Origin of the sequence: Pseudomonas sp. NBRC 111123 (assembly GCF_001320205.1) — a bacterium.
GTDB lineage: Bacteria > Pseudomonadota > Gammaproteobacteria > Pseudomonadales > Pseudomonadaceae > Aquipseudomonas > Aquipseudomonas putida_J.
This window is the reverse complement of the sequence record NZ_BCAZ01000016.1, coordinates 14925-31890: the sequence shown is the minus strand read 5'-3', so window position 1 is coordinate 31890 and position 16966 is coordinate 14925. Positions and strand designations below refer to the sequence as shown.

Sequence of the window (16966 nt, the reverse complement as noted above, 5' to 3'; positions counted from 1 at the left end):
CCGCACGCCTCTCGATGGTCTGAAAAAGATGCTGGATAATAAAGCATGACCCGCTTGACGGCTAGGGCCGTCGGAGACCCTTGTAATGCCTGAACACGATGTACGCCTGCAACAACTGACTGTCTGGCTCCATGAGCAGCTCGATCAACTTTTCCGCGATAACGCCTGGGGCGAGGTGCCCGAGGGCCGCCTGACCGCCGCCAGCAGCGATGCCAGCTTCCGCCGTTACTTCCGCTGGCAGGGTGCAGGCCACAGTTTCGTGATCATGGACGCGCCGCCGCCTCAGGAAAACTGCCGACCATTCGTCGCCATCGACCATCTGCTGGCCGGTGCCGGCGTGCATGTGCCGCAGATCCATGCGCAGGATCTGGAGCGCGGTTTTCTGCTACTGGGTGATCTGGGTCACCAGACATACCTTGACATCATTAATGGCGATAACGCGGATGCATTGTTCGCCGATGCCATCAATGCGCTGCTGGCCTTCCAGCGCCTGCCGATGGATGCGCCACTGCCCAGCTACGATGAAGCCTTGCTGCGCCGTGAAGTCGAACTGTTCCCGGAATGGTACGTAGGCCGTGAGCTCGGCCTGGTCTTCAGCGACGCGCAGAAGGCCAGCTGGCAGCGTATCAGCCAGTTGTTGATCGACAGCGCCCTGGCCCAGCCCAAGGTGCTGGTGCACCGTGACTACATGCCGCGCAACCTGATGCAGAGCACGCCCAACCCAGGCGTGCTGGACTTCCAGGACGCGGTTTACGGCCCGGTTACCTACGACATCACTTGCCTGTTCAAGGACGCTTTCCTCAGTTGGCCGCAAGCCCAGGTCGAAGGCTGGCTGCGCCGCTACTGGGACCAGGCGCGCGCCGCGGGCATTGCGGTGCAGCCGGTGTTCGACGACTTCCAGCGTGCCAGTGACCTGATGGGCGTGCAGCGCCACCTCAAGGTGATCGGTATTTTCGCGCGAATTTGCCACCGTGATGGAAAACCGCGATATCTGGCCGACGTCCCGCGATTCTTCGCCTATATAGATGAAGTGGTCAGCCGTCGCCCGGAGCTTGCCGAACTGGGCCAGCTGATCGCCGAGTTGCAAGCCGGAGCGCGTGCATGAAGGCGATGATTCTTGCAGCAGGCAAAGGCGAGCGCATGCGCCCGCTGACCCTGCATACCCCCAAACCGCTGGTACCCGTCGCGGGTCAGCCACTGATCGAGTATCACCTGCGCGCGCTGTTGGCGGCCGGGTTTACCGAGGTGGTGATCAACCACGCCTGGCTTGGCCAGCAGATCGAAGACCATCTTGGCGATGGCAGCCGGTTCGGGCTGCACATCCGCTACTCGGCCGAAGGTGAGCCGCTGGAAACCGGTGGCGGAATCTTCAAGGCCTTGCCATTGCTGGGGAACGAGCCATTCGCCCTGATCAATGGCGATGTCTGGACCAACTATGACCTTGCCCGCCTGCGCGCGCCGCTGCACGGGCTGGCGCATCTGGTGTTGGTCGATAACCCAGGCCATCACGGCCGAGGCGACTTCCGCCTGGACGGCGAACGGGTGGTCGACGGAGACGAGGCTCCCGGCACGCTGACCTTCAGCGGCCTCTCGGTGTTGCACCCGGCATTGTTCGATGGCTGCCAGGCGGGCGCCTTCAAGCTGGCACCGTTGCTGCGCCAGGCAATGGCGTCGGGCCAGGTGAGTGGCGAGCACCACCGTGGCCACTGGGTGGATGTCGGCACCCTGGAGCGCCTGGCCGAGGCCGAGCGCTTGATCGGCGAGCGCGCCTGACATGTGGTGGCCAGGCACGGTAATCGGGCTGGGCGCAGGCTTTGCGGTCGCCAGTATTCCCGGCGCGTTGCTCGGTGCCTTGCTGGGCCAGGCGATGGACCGACGCATCCGCCTGCAGGGTTGGGAAGACATGCGCGAGCGCCTGGGTGGTCGCCCGGCCCTGCCCGACGATGAGTTGCTGTTCGTGTTGCTGGGGCGGCTGGCCAAGAGCGATGGCCGTGTGGCCGAGCAGCATATCCAGCAGGCGCGCCAGGAAATGGTCCGCCTGGACATGACCGAGGCCGCGCGTTTGCGGGCAATAGCCGCGTTCAACCGGGGCAAGGCCGGCAAGGAGCGGCTGGCCGGTCACCTGCGCCGCATCCGGCTGCAGCCGCATGCCGCCGAAGGCACGTTGCGCGCTTGCTGGCGCATGGCCTGGGCCGACGGCAAAGCCGGGCGGCACGAGCGCGAACTGCTGCTGGAATGGGGGCACAAGCTGGGCCTCAGCCGGCGTCAGGTGCAGGCGATGTCGCTGGAGTATGAGCCGCGCAAGGCGCCGGTGTCGGGCGGGGTGATGAACTATGCATCAGCCCTGCGCTTGCTGGGCGTCGAGGCCGACACCGAAGGCGATCAGGTCAAGCAGGCTTACCGGCGGCTGGTAAGCAAGCATCATCCGGACAAGCTGGCGGGCAGCGGGGCAAGCGAGTCGCAAGTGCGCGAGGCGACCGAGCGGACTCGCGAACTGCACCAGGCCTACGCCATCGTTCGCAAGCGGCGCGGGTTCTAAAGGCCCGACCGCGGCGGCCCGCCGCCACAGCAAGCCCGCTCCCACAGGCATTGCACGCGATCCTGTGGTGGCGGGCTTGCCCGCTAACAGGGCTCTGGCAGGCTTACTGTTGCGGGTTCATCCAGCCCCGAACCCTGCGGAACAGCTGCTCCTGCTCACCGTTCTTGTTGGCCGGCATGGCAATCAGCGACAGCTGTTTGTACTGGCTGTCCTTGTGCCGCTTGCTGGCCTGCAGGCGCTGCGCTGCAGCGTTGCGGTCGCCGGTACGCGTGGCGTAGTAGAGGTCGGCCGTTGGCACCTTCAGGGTTGGCGTCAGGCTTTGCAGGTCGTGCTCGACCCGGGCCGGCGTCTGTGCGGCAACCATCACCAGTTTCTGCACCTGTGGCGGTTGCTTCTCGCTCAGGTAGCGCGCGGCCCAATAGGCGCCGCTGCCATGGCCGATCAACACGATGCTGCGTGAGTTGTGCTGCTGGGCATAGGCCACGGCGGCATCCAGGCGAGCGAAGATGCGTTCGGCGTCGGCCACATCGTTCTGCTCGCCGGCTTGCTCGGCATCGGTGCTTTCCGCGGTATCGGGGTCGGCGGCGGTGGCCTGGGCGACGTTGGCGTTGGCGTCGGCGGGGGTGTCCTTGGATGGAGCTGTTTCGCCCGCTTTCTTCTCGGGCTCTGCTGCTGGCTTGGCCTCGACCCGTGCCTGGGGGGCGTCGGCCAGCAGGTCGGGCAGGCTCACGCTCAGGCTGTGCCAGCCGATATCCGGGAACTTGCGCCGCAGCGGGCCGACCACATTGGGCCAGTCGGCGTTTTCGCCAGCGCCAGGGACGATGATCACTGCGCCCTGCGGATCACTGTCGTTGGCTGGCTTCCACAAGGCCAGGAAGCTGTCCGCTCCGGCCTGCAGGGTCTGTTGTTCGGCCTTCGGTGCCAGGCGTTCCAGGGCCTGCGCAACTTCCTGGCTACGCTCCAGCAGGGGCGGGCGTGGCGCCGGAGCAGCTGGCGCTTCGGCCGTCGCCTCCGGCTTTGCAGCGTCAGCGGCCAGGGCGCCGAGTGGTAGGAGCGAGGCCAGGCAGCACATTGCCAGCGTCGTGCGATAAAGTGTGGACATGAATCAACCCAAGGCCAGAATGATACCGGCAGCCTAATAGTATTTGCCCGCGACGGCCATGCTGCATGGCCGCCTTTGCCAAGATGAGCGTGTAGATGAAGCGATTGCGTCGCCTGTTGGTTATCGGCGGGTTGTGCCTGCCCTTGATCGCCTTGGCACGGCCAGAGCTGCCGCCGCCGGTGACGCTGGAGCCTGCCCAGCAGCAATGGCTCGATAGCCATCGCAGCCTGCGTGTCGGCCTGGTGCTGCAGGCGCCCTACGCGCAGTTCGACCGCCGCCTGCAGCAGCTTTATGGCGCCAACGTCGAGTTGGTGAACGGGTTGGGGCAGGCACTGGGCCTTGATCTGACCTGGCGCAACTTCGCCGACCAGGCCAGCCTTGAACATGCGCTGCAGGCGGGTGAAATCGATTTTGCCCCGGGCCTGACGCAAACACCGACAACCCTGCGCCTGTGGTTGTTCAGCGACCCTTACATGCGGGTGCCGCAGCTGGTGGTGGGGCCACGTACCGGGGCGATGGCCGTGGAGCTGGAAAAGCTCGATGCTGAAAGCCGGGTCGCGGTGCGCATGCCCAGTGCCCTGGCCGACTACCTGCGCGGCAATTACAGCGGCCTGAACCTGCAGGGCGTGCCCAGCGAGCGCGAAGCCCTGCAGCTGGTGGTCGGTGGCCAGGCCAGTTACGCCGTGCTAGATGAAGCACAACTGAGCCGGCTCTCACGCGAGAGCGAGTTCGCCGAACTGGTGGTGGTGGGTGATATCGGCTTGCCGCAGTTGCTGCGGGTGGGTTCGCGACGCGATTGGCCGGTGCTTGCCGATGTGCTCGAGCGCGGGTTGCAGGCCATGCCGGCCAAGGAGCTGGAACAACTTCACCAGCGTTGGTTGCAGCCCAAATACCCGCGTTTGAGCGACTCGCCTGGCTTCTGGCAGAACCTGGCCTTGCTGTTCGGCCTGTTGCTGCTGTGTGCCCTGGCCACGCTGATATGGCAGCGTCGCCAGCAACGCCAACTGGAACGTAGCCTGCTGGCCGCGCGGGAAAGCCTGACCGAGCGGCAGGGGCGCGAAGAGGCGCTGCGCCTGAGCCAGTTCGCCATCGATCAGAGCACGGTGGGTATCCTCTGGGTCAACTGGGACAGCCATGTGCGTTACGCCAACCATGCGGTGGAGGGCATGCTCGGCTATGCCGAGGCCGAACTGCTGGAGCGCCCGCTGATCGATTTTGAGCCGAACCTGACCATGGATCGCTGGCTCGAACTGTGGAAGGGGGCGCGTGCTGGCGATGGCGGTGTGCGGCAGTTCGAAACCCAGTGCCGGCGCGCCGATGGCAGCTTCTTGCCGGTGGAGTTGTCGCTCCGTTTCCTGCGCTTTCGCGATGCCGAATACCTGGTGGTGTACCTCGCCGATGTCACCGAGCGCCATCGCGCCCTGGCGGCATTGCGCGAAAGCGAGGCGCGGCTCAAGGGTATCGCTGGCAACGTGCCGGGCCTGGTGTTCCGGCTTGAGCCTGCGCCTGCCGAAGGTGAGCCGGAGTTCCCTTATATCAGCGAGGGCAGCGAAGCACTGGTCGGCTACACCCCCGCGCAGATCCAGCACCCGCAGATGGGGCTGCGCAACCTCGTTCATCCGGACGATCGGGCGAACTACCACCAGGTACAGGATCTGGCTATCGCCGGCGATCAGGACTGGTCGTGGCAGGGGCGTATTCTCACCCGCCAGGGCGAGCAACGCTGGGCCGACATCAAGGCCAGTGCCCGCCGTTTGCCCAATGGCCGGGTGGCCTGGGACGGTGTCGTCTGGGACATCACCCAAGGCAAGCGCGCTGAGCTGGCGCTGGCCAAGTCGCAGGAACAGCTGCGCGAACTGTCGGCGCACCTGGAAAGCGTGCGCGAGGAAGAGAAGGCTCGCATCGCCCGTGAAGTGCATGACGAACTGGGGCAGATGCTGACCGTGCTCAAGCTGGAAGTGTCGATGTGCGAGCTGGCCTTCGCCGAACTCGACCCCGGGTTGCACGAACGCCTGGGCAGCATGAAGCGCCTGATTGCCCAGCTGTTCCAGCTGGTGCGCGACGTCGCTACCGCGCTGCGCCCACCGATCCTCGACGCGGGCATCGCCTCGGCCATCGAATGGCAGGCGCGGCGCTTCGAAGCGCGCACGCAGATACCCTGCCTGGTGCAGGTACCGGATAATCTGCCAGCATTGAGCGATGCCAAGGCCACCGGCCTGTTCCGCATTCTGCAGGAGGCGCTGACCAATGTGATGCGCCATGCCCAGGCGCACAGTGTGGAAATAGAGCTGGTACGTGAAGACGGGCAACTGCGCTTGACCGTCAGCGACGATGGCTCCGGGTTCTGCCGCGACCAGCCCAGGCCGACATCGTTCGGCCTGGTCGGCGTGCGTGAGCGGGTGCTGATGCTCGGTGGCAGCATGGCGTTGGACAGTGAACCAGGCGAGGGCACCAGCCTGAGCGTGGCCATTCCCTTGGAGTAGGAGAGCAAGCGTGATTCGAGTGCTGGTGGCCGAAGACCACACCATTGTCCGGGAAGGCATCAAACAGCTGATTGGCCTGGCCAAGGACATGCAGGTGGCAGGGGAGGCCGGGAATGGCGAGCAGTTGCTCGAGACTTTGCGCCACACGCCCTGCGAGGTGGTGTTGCTGGATATCTCCATGCCGGGGGTGAGCGGCCTGGAGGCGATCCCGCGTATTCGTGCGTTGCACGATGCCCCGGCGATCCTGATGCTGTCGATGCACGACGAGGCGCAGATGGCTGCTCGCGCGCTGAAGGCGGGTGCCGCCGGTTATGCGACCAAGGACAGCGACCCGGCCCTGCTGCTGACGGCCATTCGCCGGGTCGCGAGCGGCGGGCGTTACATCGACCCGGCGCTGGCTGACCGGATGGTCTTCGAGGTAGGCCTGACCGAAACCCGGCCGCTGCATACGTTGCTCTCCGAGCGTGAATTCTCGGTGTTCGAGCGGCTGGCCCAGGGGGCCAACGTCAACGACATCGCCCAGCAGCTGGCGCTGTCGAGCAAGACCATCAGCACCCACAAGGCCAGGCTGATGCAGAAGCTCAAGGTCAATTCGCTGGCGGAGCTGGTGAAGTACGCCATGGAGCACAAGCTGGTCTGAGTGTTCTGATCGCGACAGCTGCCATATCCGGCACAGTGGTGAACCCTGTGGGAGCGGGTTTACCCGCGAAAGGGCCGGGCCTGCCATCTGCGGCGTCTGGGCTGGCCTCTTCGCGGGTAACCCCGCTCCCACAGGGACTCATGTCTGTGCTGAAAGCGCCGTGCTTGTAGGGCAATCCCTACAGGAAATCTTCCAGCCGGATGATGGCATTCTCTCAGTACCGCCGATTTCCGGGCGCTTGCGGCTCTTCTACTCTTTTGCCTACGCAGTCATTCCAACAAGAAGGTGCAGGCATGAGCGAGGCGAATTCGAACGCTGCCACCAGCGAGACGCTGGTCAGCTTCCGTGGTGTGCAGAAGAGCTACGACGGCGAATCGCTGATCGTCAAAGACCTCAACCTGGACATTCGCAAAGGTGAATTCCTCACCCTGCTCGGCCCTTCCGGCTCGGGCAAGACCACCAGCCTGATGATGCTGGCTGGTTTCGAAACCCCCACCGCCGGTGAAATCCAGCTGGCCGGTCGATCGATCAACAACGTGCCGCCGCACAAGCGCGACATCGGCATGGTGTTCCAGAACTACGCACTGTTCCCACACATGACCGTGGCCGAAAACCTGGCCTTCCCGCTGAGCGTGCGCGGCCTGAGCAAGACCGACATCAGCGAACGGGTCAAGCGTGTGCTGAACATGGTCCAGCTCGATGCCTTCGCCAAGCGCTATCCGGGCCAGCTTTCCGGTGGTCAGCAGCAGCGTGTGGCACTGGCCCGGGCGCTGGTGTTCGAGCCACAGCTGGTGCTGATGGACGAACCGCTGGGTGCCCTCGACAAGCAACTGCGCGAACACATGCAGATGGAGATCAAGCACATTCACCAGCGCCTGGGCGTGACCGTGGTCTACGTGACCCACGACCAGGGCGAGGCGCTGACCATGTCTGACCGCGTGGCGGTGTTCCACCAGGGTGAGATCCAGCAGATCGCCGACCCGCGCACTCTCTATGAAGAACCGTGCAACACCTTCGTCGCCAATTTCATCGGCGAGAACAACCGCATCAACGGCACCCTGCTGGCCAGCGATGGCAAGCGTTGCCAGGTGCAGTTGGCCCGCGGCGAGCGGGTGGAGGCGCTGGCGGTGAATGTCGGCCAGGCCGGCGAGCCGGTGACCCTGTCGGTTCGCCCTGAGCGCGTGCGCCTCAACGGCCACAGCGAAAGCTGCGTCAACCGCTTCTCCGGCCGTGTGGCCGAGTTCATCTACCTGGGCGACCACGTACGGGTGCGCCTGGAAGTCTGCGGCAAGGCCGACTTCTTCGTGAAGCAGCCGATCGCCGAGCTCGACCCGGCGCTGGCCGTGGGCGATGTAGTACCGCTGGGCTGGGAGGTGGAGCACGCCCGCGCGCTCGATCCGATTGCCGAAGCCCACTGATGGATTGCTTCACCAACCCTGTACTGTGGAGAGAATAATAATGCGCAAGCAGTTGAAACTGACCGCCCTGGCCCTCGGCCTGTGCGCCGCCGGCCAGAGCATGGCAGCGGACCTGACCGTGGTCTCCTTCGGCGGTGCCAACAAGGCGGCCCAGGTCAAGGCGTTCTACGAGCCATGGGAGAAGGCCGGCAAGGGCAAGATCGTCGCGGGCGAGTACAACGGTGAAATGGCCAAGGTCAAAGCCATGGTCGACACCAACAGCGTGTCGTGGAACCTGGTGGAAGTGGAATCGCCAGAGCTGGCGCGCGGCTGCGACGAAGGCATGTTCGAAGAGCTCGACCCGGCGCTGTTCGGCAACGAGTCCGATTACGTGAAGGGCGCCATCCAGCCATGCGGCGTGGGCTTCTTCGTCTGGTCGACGGTGCTGGCCTACAACGCCGACAAGCTCAAGACCGCACCCACCAACTGGGCCGACTTCTGGGACACCCAGAAATTCCCAGGCAAGCGTGGCCTGCGCAAGGGCGCCAAGTACACCCTCGAATTCGCCCTGATGGCCGACGGCGTTGCGCCGAAGGACGTGTATCAGGTGCTGGCCACCAAGGAAGGCGTGGACCGTGCCTTCAAGAAGCTCGACGAACTCAAACCGAGCATCCAGTGGTGGGAAGCTGGCGCCCAGCCTCCGCAATACCTGGCCTCGGGTGACGTAGTCATGAGTTCGGCCTACAACGGCCGCATTGCCGCCGTGCAGAAAGAAAGCAATCTCAAGGTGGTGTGGAACGGCGGCATCTACGACTTCGACGCCTGGGCGATCCCGAAAGGCGCCAAAGATGTGGAAGAGGCGAAGAAGTTCATCGCCTACACCGTACAGCCGGAACAGCAGAAGACTTACTCCGAGAACATCGCCTACGGCCCGGCCAACTCCAAAGCCGTGCCACTGCTGGCCGATGCGGTGAAGAAAGACATGCCGACCACGCCTGAGAACATTGCCAATCAGGTACAGATCGACGTGGCCTTCTGGGCCGACAACAGCGAGCAGCTGGAGCAACGCTTCAACGCCTGGGCGGCGAAGAAGTAAACGACCAGCGTAAGGGGCCGCGTTGCGGCCCATCGCTGGCAAGCCAGCTCCCACAGGGACCGCACCCTCTCTGAAGGCGGTGCGCCACCTGTGAAAGAGATTCCACAGGGATCAGAAGCTTCGAAGCCAATGCATTACCTGTGGGAGCCGGGCTTGCCGGCGATGGGCTGCTTAGCAGCCCCAATTTCAGCCTGTATCGCGGAGTTCGCCATGGCCATTGCAGTGCCCCTCAACGAAGGCGCAGGTCCAAGTCTCAAGCAGCGCCTCAAGCGTGCCGAGCGGGTTAACCGCTGGAAGGCGCAGGCGTTGATCGCGCCGCTGGCGCTGTTTCTCCTGCTGGTGTTCCTGGTGCCGATTGCGGCGCTGTTGTACAAGAGCGTCGGCAACCCGGAAGTGGTTGGCGGCCTGCCGCGCACGGTTGAAGTGATCAGCCAGTGGGACGGCAAGAGCCTGCCCGGCGAAGATGTCTACAAGGCGCTGAGCCAGGACCTGGCCGAATCGCGCAAGAACCAGACCCTGGGCGACCTCTCCAAACGCCTGAACATGGAACTGGCCGGCTATCGCAGCCTGCTGGCCAAGACTGCAAGGGCGCTGCCATTCAAGGCCGAGCCTGCCTCTTATAAAGATGCCTTGCAGGCGCTCGACGAGCGTTGGGGCGACCCGGCCTACTGGCAGGCGATCCGCCGCAATACCAGTTCGGTGACCTCGTTCTACCTGTTGGCTTCGCTCGACCACCGTATCGATGACCTCGGCGAGCTGGCCAAAGCCACCCCCGACCAGGCCATCTACCTGGATATCTTTGCCCGCACCCTGTGGATGGGTGTGGTGATCACCGCCATCTGCCTGGTGCTGGCCTATCCGCTGGCCTACCTGCTGGCCAACCTGCCGACCCGCCAGAGCAACCTGCTGATGATCCTGGTGCTGCTGCCGTTCTGGACCTCGATCCTGGTGCGGGTGGCGGCGTGGATCGTGCTGTTGCAGTCCGGCGGCCTGATCAACAGTGCACTGATGGCCATGGGCATCATCGACCAGCCGCTGGAACTGGTGTTCAACCGCACCGGTGTGTACATCTCGATGGTGCATATCCTGCTGCCGTTCATGATCTTGCCGCTGTACAGCGTGATGAAGGGCATCTCGCCGAGCTACATGCGTGCGGCGATTTCGCTGGGCTGCCACCCGTTCGCCAGCTTCTGGCGGGTGTACTTCCCGCAGACCTACGCTGGCGTGGGAGCCGGTTGCCTGCTGGTGTTCATCCTGGCCATCGGCTACTACATCACCCCGGCGCTGCTCGGCAGCCCGAACGACCAGATGGTCAGCTACTTCGTCGCCTTCTACACCAACACCAGCATCAACTGGGGCATGGCCACCGCCCTGGGCGGGCTGTTGCTGCTGGCGACCGTGTTGCTGTACCTGATCTATAGCTGGCTGGTCGGCGCCAGCCGCCTGCGCCTGAGCTGAGGAGCCTTGAGATGCTGAGCCCCTACATGTCGCCCGTCGAGCGGGTGTGGTTCTACACCCTGCGCATCCTTTGCGGCCTGATCCTGCTGTTCCTGGTGCTGCCGGTGCTGGTGATCGTGCCCTTGTCGTTCAACAGCGGCAGCTTCCTGGTGTACCCGCTGCAGGGCTTCTCGCTGCAGTGGTACCACGACTTCTTCGCTTCGGCCGAGTGGATGCGGGCGCTGAAGAACAGCATCATCGTCGCGCCGGCGGCCACGGTGCTGGCGATGGTCTTTGGCACCTTGGCATCGATCGGCCTTACCCGTGGCGATTTCCCCGGTAAATCGCTGGTGATGGCGCTGGTGATTTCGCCGATGGTGGTGCCGGTGGTGATCATCGGCGTGGCCAGCTACCTGTTCTTCGCCCCACTGGGCATGGGCAACAGTTTCATCTCGCTGATTCTGGTGCATGCGGTGCTGGGTGTGCCGTTCGTCATCATCACCGTGTCGGCGACCTTGCAGGGCTTCAATTACAACCTGGTACGTGCGGCAGCCAGCTTGGGCGCCTCGCCATTGCTGACCTTCCGTCGGGTGACCTTGCCGCTGATTGCCCCCGGGGTGATCTCGGGGGCGCTGTTTGCCTTTGCCACGTCGTTCGATGAGGTGGTGGTGACACTGTTCCTCGCCGGGCCCGAGCAGGCGACCCTGCCGCGGCAGATGTTCAGCGGCATTCGCGAGAACCTCAGCCCGACCATTGCTGCGGCAGCGACTTTGCTGATCGCGTTCTCGGTGGTGCTGTTGCTGACCTTGGAGTGGTTGCGCGGGCGTAGCGAAAAGCTCAGGACTCAGCAACCTGTCTGATGATGTGTTGCCTGTTCCGGCCTTTTCGCGGCTAAAGCCGCTCCCACAGCTTCTGTGCTGTGGGAGCGGCTTTAGCCGCGAAGAGGCCGGAACAGGTTAAAACGGTTACAATGCGCGCCACCGTGATTCTGCCAACAGGTGCGCCATGCAGCCCTACGCTATTGCCCCCTCCATTCTCTCCGCCGATTTCGCCCGCCTGGGCGAGGACGTCGACAAGGTCCTGGCCGCGGGTGCCGACATCGTCCACTTTGATGTCATGGACAACCACTACGTGCCCAACCTGACCATCGGCCCGATGGTCTGCACGGCGCTGCGCAAGTACGGCGTGACCGCGCCGATCGACGTGCACCTGATGGTCAGCCCGGTAGACCGCATCATCGGCGACTTCATCGAGGCCGGCGCCACCTACATCACTTTCCACCCGGAAGCCTCGCAGCACATCGACCGTTCGCTGCAGTTGATCAAGGACGGCGGTTGCAAGGCCGGCCTGGTGTTCAACCCAGCCACCAGCCTGGATGCACTGAAGTACGTGATGGACAAAGTCGACATGGTCCTGCTGATGAGCGTCAACCCAGGTTTCGGCGGGCAGAAGTTCATCCCTGGCACCCTCGACAAGCTGCGCGAAGCCCGCGCGCTGATCGACGCCAGCGGCCGTGACATCCGCCTGGAAATCGACGGTGGCGTCAACGTCAACAACATCCGTGAGATCGCTGCCGCTGGCGCCGACACCTTCGTGGCCGGCTCGGCAATCTTCAATGCCCCGGACTACCAGGAAGTCATCGCCAAGATGCGCGCCGAACTGGCCCAGGCCCGCCCATGAGTGGCTTCGAGCAGCTGTTCCCGGGGACGCTGCCCAGGCTGGTGATGTTCGATCTGGACGGTACCCTGATCGACTCGGTACCCGACCTGGCCGCTGCCGTGGACCGCATGCTGCTCGAACTGGGGCGCCCACCTGCAGGCCTGGCGGCAGTACGCCACTGGGTCGGCAACGGTGCCCAGGTGCTGGTGCGTCGCGCCCTGGCAGGTGGCATCGAGCATGATGCCGTGGACGATGCGCTGGCCGAAAAAGGCCTGGCGCTGTTCATGGAGGCCTATGCCCAAAGCCATGAGCTCACCGTGCTCTACCCCGGTGTGAAGGACACCCTGCGCTGGCTGCAGAAGCAGGGGGTGGAAATGGCGCTGATCACCAACAAGCCGGAGCGTTTCGTCGCGCCGCTGCTGGACCAGATGAAGATCGGCCGCTATTTCCGCTGGATCATCGGCGGCGATACCTTGCCGCAGAAAAAGCCCGACCCGGCGGCGCTGCTGTTTGTCATGCAGATGGCCGGTGTCAGCCCGCAGCAGTCGGTGTTCGTCGGTGACTCGCGCAGCGATGTGCTGGCGGCCAAGGCGGCTGGCGTGCAATCAGTGGGCCTGACCTACGGCTACAACCATGGCCGGCCGATTACCGAGGAATTCCCCAGCCTGGTGGTCGACGACCTGCGCGCACTGCTGCCCGGTTGCGCAGACCCGGCCACTGGGATAACGTTGGCGGATCTTCAAGCCTCCCAAGACAGAGAGTCCACCGTGGCGGTCACTGGCAAATTCTGGATGAAAGTCATCAAGGCCCTGGCCCGTTGGCGCTGGCGCGCCTGACTCCTGCTCGCCGGCGCCTGCCGGCCCGTCCGCTTGCCCGACCCCATTGCTGCTTGCCACGAGGCTACCCATGACCCGCGAAGAATTCCTGCGCCTGGCCGCTGCCGGCTACAACCGCATCCCTTTGGCCTGTGAAACCCTGGCCGACTTCGACACGCCGCTGTCGATCTACCTGAAACTGGCTGACCAACCCAACTCCTACCTGCTCGAGTCCGTGCAGGGCGGTGAGAAGTGGGGCCGTTACTCGATGATCGGCTTGCCGTCGCGCACCGTGATGCGCGTGCATGGCTACCACGTGAGCATCCTGCAAGATGGTGTCGAGGTGGAAAGCCACGACGTCGAGGACCCACTGGCCTTTGTCGAAAGCTTCAAGGACCGTTACAAGGTCGCCGACATCCCTGGGCTGCCACGTTTCAACGGTGGTCTGGTTGGCTACTTCGGCTACGACTGCGTGCGGTATGTGGAAAAGCGCCTGGGCGCCAGCCCGAACCCGGACCCGCTGGGCGTGCCGGATATCCTGCTGATGGTCTCCGACGCGGTGGTGGTATTCGATAACCTGGCGGGCAAGATGCACGCCATCGTGTTGGTCGACCCGGCTGAGGAGCAGGCCTTCGAGCAAGGCCAGGCGCGCCTGCAAGGCCTGCTGGAGAAACTTCGCCAGCCCATCACCCCGCGCCGTGGCCTGGACCTGAGCGGGCCGATGGCGGCCGAGCCGGAGTTCCGTTCCAGCTACACCCGTGACGATTACGAGAACGCGGTGGGCCGAATCAAGGAGTACATCCTGGCCGGCGACTGCATGCAGGTAGTGCCGTCGCAACGCATGTCGATCGACTTCAAGGCTGCACCGATCGACCTGTACCGGGCACTGCGCTGCTTCAACCCGACGCCGTACATGTACTTTTTCAACTTCGGCGACTTCCATGTGGTCGGCAGCTCGCCGGAAGTGCTGGTGCGGGTGGAAGACAACCTGGTCACCGTGCGGCCAATTGCCGGCACTCGCCCACGTGGGGCTACCGAGGAAGCCGACCGGGCGCTGGAAGATGATCTGCTGTCGGACGATAAAGAGATCGCCGAGCACCTGATGCTGATCGACCTCGGCCGCAACGACGTCGGCCGGGTATCGTCGACCGGTAGCGTGCGCCTGACCGAGAAGATGGTGATCGAGCGTTATTCGAACGTGATGCATATCGTCTCCAACGTCACCGGCCAGCTGCGCGAAGGCCTGACGGCGATGGATGCGCTGCGGGCGATCCTGCCGGCGGGCACCTTGTCGGGTGCGCCGAAGATCCGCGCGATGGAGATCATCGACGAACTGGAACCGGTCAAGCGTGGCGTCTACGGTGGTGCGGTCGGCTACTTCGCCTGGAACGGCAACATGGATACCGCGATTGCCATTCGTACTGCGGTGATCAAGGACGGCGAACTGCACGTGCAGGCCGGTGGCGGTATCGTCGCCGACTCGGTGCCGGCGCTGGAGTGGGAAGAGACCATCAACAAGCGCAGGGCGATGTTCCGTGCCGTGGCGCTGGCCGAGCAGACCACCGCCAAGTAAATCAGTTGGGGCTGCTGCTCAGCCCTTTCGCGACACAAGGCCGCTCCTACAGGGAACGCAATCTCCTGTAGGAGCGGCCTTGTGTCGCGAAAGGGCCGCAAAGCGACCCCAATGATCTAAAAATCTACACTGACGCCCAGGCTCACCCCCTGTTGGGTCAGCTCATCACTCTTGCGCCAGTTGTAGTTCCCGCGCAGGTGCACCCCCGCCACCAGTTCATGCGTCACCCCTAGGCTCGCCCGAGTCAGATCGCTATGGGGCGTGTACCCGGTCAACGTGAAGTCGTTGCTCGGCAACGTCGTCAGGTGCATGGTCACATCCTGCTGGTCATCCTCGAACTCATGCTCCTGCGCCACCTCGGCGAACAACCTGGTGCTCGGCAGTACCTGCACGCTGCCTAGCAGCCCTACGCCCAAGCGCCGCGAAGTCCGTTCCTGGTCATCGAAGCCCAGCGCCGTCGAACGCCCGCTCTTCTCGTCATAACCATCGACGTTCACCCGCGCATAGTCGGCACTGATGAACGGTGCCAGTTGCCAGCGGCTGCTGTCGGCCGCCAGGTTGTAGCCCAGCCGGGCAGTCACGGCCCAGGCTTCACCATCGGTGTCGCCCTTCTCGCTGCGGTCGTTGACGCCAAGGGCAAAGGTGCGCTTGAGGTCGTGGTAGTCCAGATGGCCGGCGCTCAGCACAGCGTCGGCCCACCAGCGGTCCTGGCGGAACTGGGCGAAGGCGCTGGCCAGGTAGCTGTCGAGCTTGTAGTCCGAGTCCTGTTCGCCGGCTTCCAGTTTCTGCCGGTATACGCCGCCGGCCAGGCCCAGGCGCCAGGCGTCGTTGAGCCGGTAGCTGCCACCCAGGGTCAGGTTGTATCCATGGCCGTCAGCGCTGGCAGCACTGTGCTGGTCATCGAAGTCCAGGTTTTGGGCGCCAGTGCTGACGAAGGCCTGCCATTGGCCGACTCCCTGCCAAGGTGTCTGCCACTGGTTGCGCAGTTCGTCCTGGTGCGCGCGCAGGCTGGCGTGGGCCATTTCCGGCAGCAGGGTCAGTTCCCACGGGGCGGAGATGATCGAGTAGGCGTAGTCGGCAATCAGTTGCTGGCCGGCGATGGTCGGGTGTACGGAGTCGTTGAACAGTAGTTTGCTTGGGTCGGGGCTGGTGCCGTTGATCCCGTAAACCGGGTTTTCCACACAGCTGTTGCCGCTGTAGCAGGTGCCAACCAGGTTCTGTCCGGTGGCCAGGCCGAACGGGGTCGGGCTGGCCAAGGCTTCGCTGAGCAATACTGGAATGTTCAGAGGGATGATTTCGGCGTCGACCTGGCTCAGTTGGCTGGTCAGCGACTGGTTGAACACGCTGGAGAGCTGCGTAAGTGCATTTTGCTGTGGCGTACCGGTGAAGTTTGGTGTCTGCCCAAGGTCCGGCAACAGCCAGACCATGATATAGCGCGCGCCGCCTTGCTGCAGGGCCTGGGCGCTGGCGGCGAGGCGTGAGCCGGCCGCCGCAGCGTCGGCAGGGCTGTTGACCAGGCCTTGGAGGAAGTCATTGCCGCCGCCGGTGAGGTAGTAGAGGGCATTCGGGTCTGCCCGCAGGCCGGTGGCCAGATAACCCGGCTTCTCGCGCAGCACGAACCCTCCCAGTGCGCTGCCTGGCGGAATCACGGTTTCGGATGTCTCGGTGATCGAGTCAAGGATCTGCTGCGTCGTATACCCGCCGACCGCCCAGTTGTTACCGTCCGGCAGGCCCAGGGCCTGGTAGGTCGGTGAGGTTGACGGCCCGAGTTCGGCCGGGCTGACACCCAGCCTGCCTCCCAAGATCATCGGGGACACCGGTGCATAGTTGCCACTGGCGTCGCGGTTGGTAAAGCGCATGCCCAGCGTGCCGCCGGCCAGGTCGGGAAACTGCCCGGCATCGCTCAGGCTGTCGCCGAACACGATCAGCGTGGAGTAAGGCGAGGGTGCGGCGAAGGCCTGGCTGCAGGCCAAGGCCAGTGAAGCGAGGGTAAAGCGCATCAGTGGTGCTTTTCGCATCGTTGAACATCCTTTTCATTGTTTTTATGAGGACTACCTGCTCGACCTTAGCAAATCGCTGTGCATCCCTCCCAAGTCCATTCGTTTCCCCGTGTTTACGGGCATATTGCACCAGCCGCCCCGGTAGGCTACTGTGCGTGCAAGTATGAGCGAGACTTATCCTGTGTTGATCGTCAGCAAACTCTTGATGCGCGTTATCAAGGCCCA

General features: G+C 64.0%; 14 protein-coding genes. 12 read left to right on the top strand and 2 right to left on the bottom strand.

Annotation, left to right across the window (positions count from 1 at the left end):
* Window positions 1-85 precede the first annotated feature (85 nt).
* The 3 genes from APH27_RS10715 to APH27_RS10705 are packed head-to-tail and all read left to right on the top strand — an operon-like array spanning window position 86 to window position 2539.
* Window positions 86-1105 carry an aminoglycoside phosphotransferase family protein gene (locus APH27_RS10715; protein WP_060484774.1) on the top strand — a complete coding sequence of 340 codons (1020 nt, stop codon included), beginning with the start codon at window positions 86-88 and terminating at the stop codon, window positions 1103-1105.
* Window positions 1102-1773, top strand: coding sequence for an N-acetylmuramate alpha-1-phosphate uridylyltransferase MurU (murU, locus tag APH27_RS10710; protein ID WP_060484773.1), 672 nt, complete (start codon window positions 1102-1104; stop codon window positions 1771-1773). The genes APH27_RS10715 and murU overlap by 4 nt, the downstream gene beginning before the upstream one ends.
* A 1-nt stretch (window position 1774) precedes the next feature.
* Entirely contained in the window at window positions 1775-2539 is a 765-nt protein-coding gene (locus APH27_RS10705) for a TerB family tellurite resistance protein (protein WP_060484772.1), read from the top strand.
* A gap of 103 nt (window positions 2540-2642) precedes the next feature.
* Here the strand turns inward: APH27_RS10705 and APH27_RS10700 are convergent, their stop codons facing one another.
* A complete protein-coding gene (locus APH27_RS10700) occupies window positions 2643-3641 on the bottom strand; it encodes an alpha/beta hydrolase family protein (protein ID WP_060484771.1) in 999 nt (332 codons plus the stop codon).
* Window positions 3642-3736: 95 nt separating this feature from the next.
* Here APH27_RS10700 and APH27_RS10695 point away from each other — a divergent pair, with 95 nt between their 5' ends.
* From APH27_RS10695 to trpE, 9 genes are all read left to right on the top strand, one after another.
* Window positions 3737-6124 (top strand): PAS domain S-box protein, encoded by a 2388-nt coding sequence (locus APH27_RS10695; RefSeq protein WP_060484770.1) that lies wholly within the window; start codon window positions 3737-3739, stop codon window positions 6122-6124.
* Between the two features lie 10 nt (window positions 6125-6134).
* Entirely contained in the window at window positions 6135-6764 is a 630-nt protein-coding gene (locus APH27_RS10690; RefSeq protein ID WP_027917453.1) for a response regulator transcription factor, read from the top strand.
* Window positions 6765-7057: 293 nt separating this feature from the next.
* Window positions 7058-8182 (top strand): ABC transporter ATP-binding protein, encoded by a 1125-nt coding sequence (locus APH27_RS10685; protein ID WP_027917452.1) that lies wholly within the window; start codon window positions 7058-7060, stop codon window positions 8180-8182.
* A gap of 40 nt (window positions 8183-8222) precedes the next feature.
* Window positions 8223-9257, top strand: a complete 1035-nt coding sequence (locus APH27_RS10680) for an ABC transporter substrate-binding protein (protein ID WP_060484769.1) — start codon at window positions 8223-8225, stop codon at window positions 9255-9257.
* Window positions 9258-9467: 210 nt separating this feature from the next.
* The gene (locus APH27_RS10675; RefSeq protein ID WP_027917450.1) at window positions 9468-10715 is read left to right on the top strand and encodes an ABC transporter permease; all 1248 of its coding nucleotides are present in this window, start codon (window positions 9468-9470) and stop codon (window positions 10713-10715) included.
* Between the two features lie 11 nt (window positions 10716-10726).
* Complete coding sequence (locus APH27_RS10670; RefSeq protein ID WP_027917449.1) at window positions 10727-11554, top strand: ABC transporter permease; 828 nt, start codon at window positions 10727-10729, stop codon at window positions 11552-11554.
* 145 nt (window positions 11555-11699) lie between these two features.
* A complete protein-coding gene (rpe, locus tag APH27_RS10665) occupies window positions 11700-12374 on the top strand; it encodes a ribulose-phosphate 3-epimerase (RefSeq protein WP_027917448.1) in 675 nt (224 codons plus the stop codon).
* On the top strand, window positions 12371-13189 hold the full coding sequence (locus APH27_RS10660; protein WP_027917447.1) for a phosphoglycolate phosphatase: 819 nt from the start codon (window positions 12371-12373) through the stop codon (window positions 13187-13189). Before rpe ends, APH27_RS10660 begins: the two co-directional genes overlap by 4 nt.
* Before the next feature lie 70 nt (window positions 13190-13259).
* Entirely contained in the window at window positions 13260-14741 is a 1482-nt protein-coding gene (gene trpE, locus APH27_RS10655; RefSeq protein WP_060484768.1) for an anthranilate synthase component I, read from the top strand.
* 116 nt (window positions 14742-14857) lie between these two features.
* Here the strand turns inward: trpE and estP are convergent, their stop codons facing one another.
* Window positions 14858-16759 (bottom strand): esterase EstP, encoded by a 1902-nt coding sequence (estP, locus tag APH27_RS10650; protein WP_060484767.1) that lies wholly within the window; start codon window positions 16757-16759, stop codon window positions 14858-14860.
* Window positions 16760-16966 lie beyond the last annotated feature (207 nt).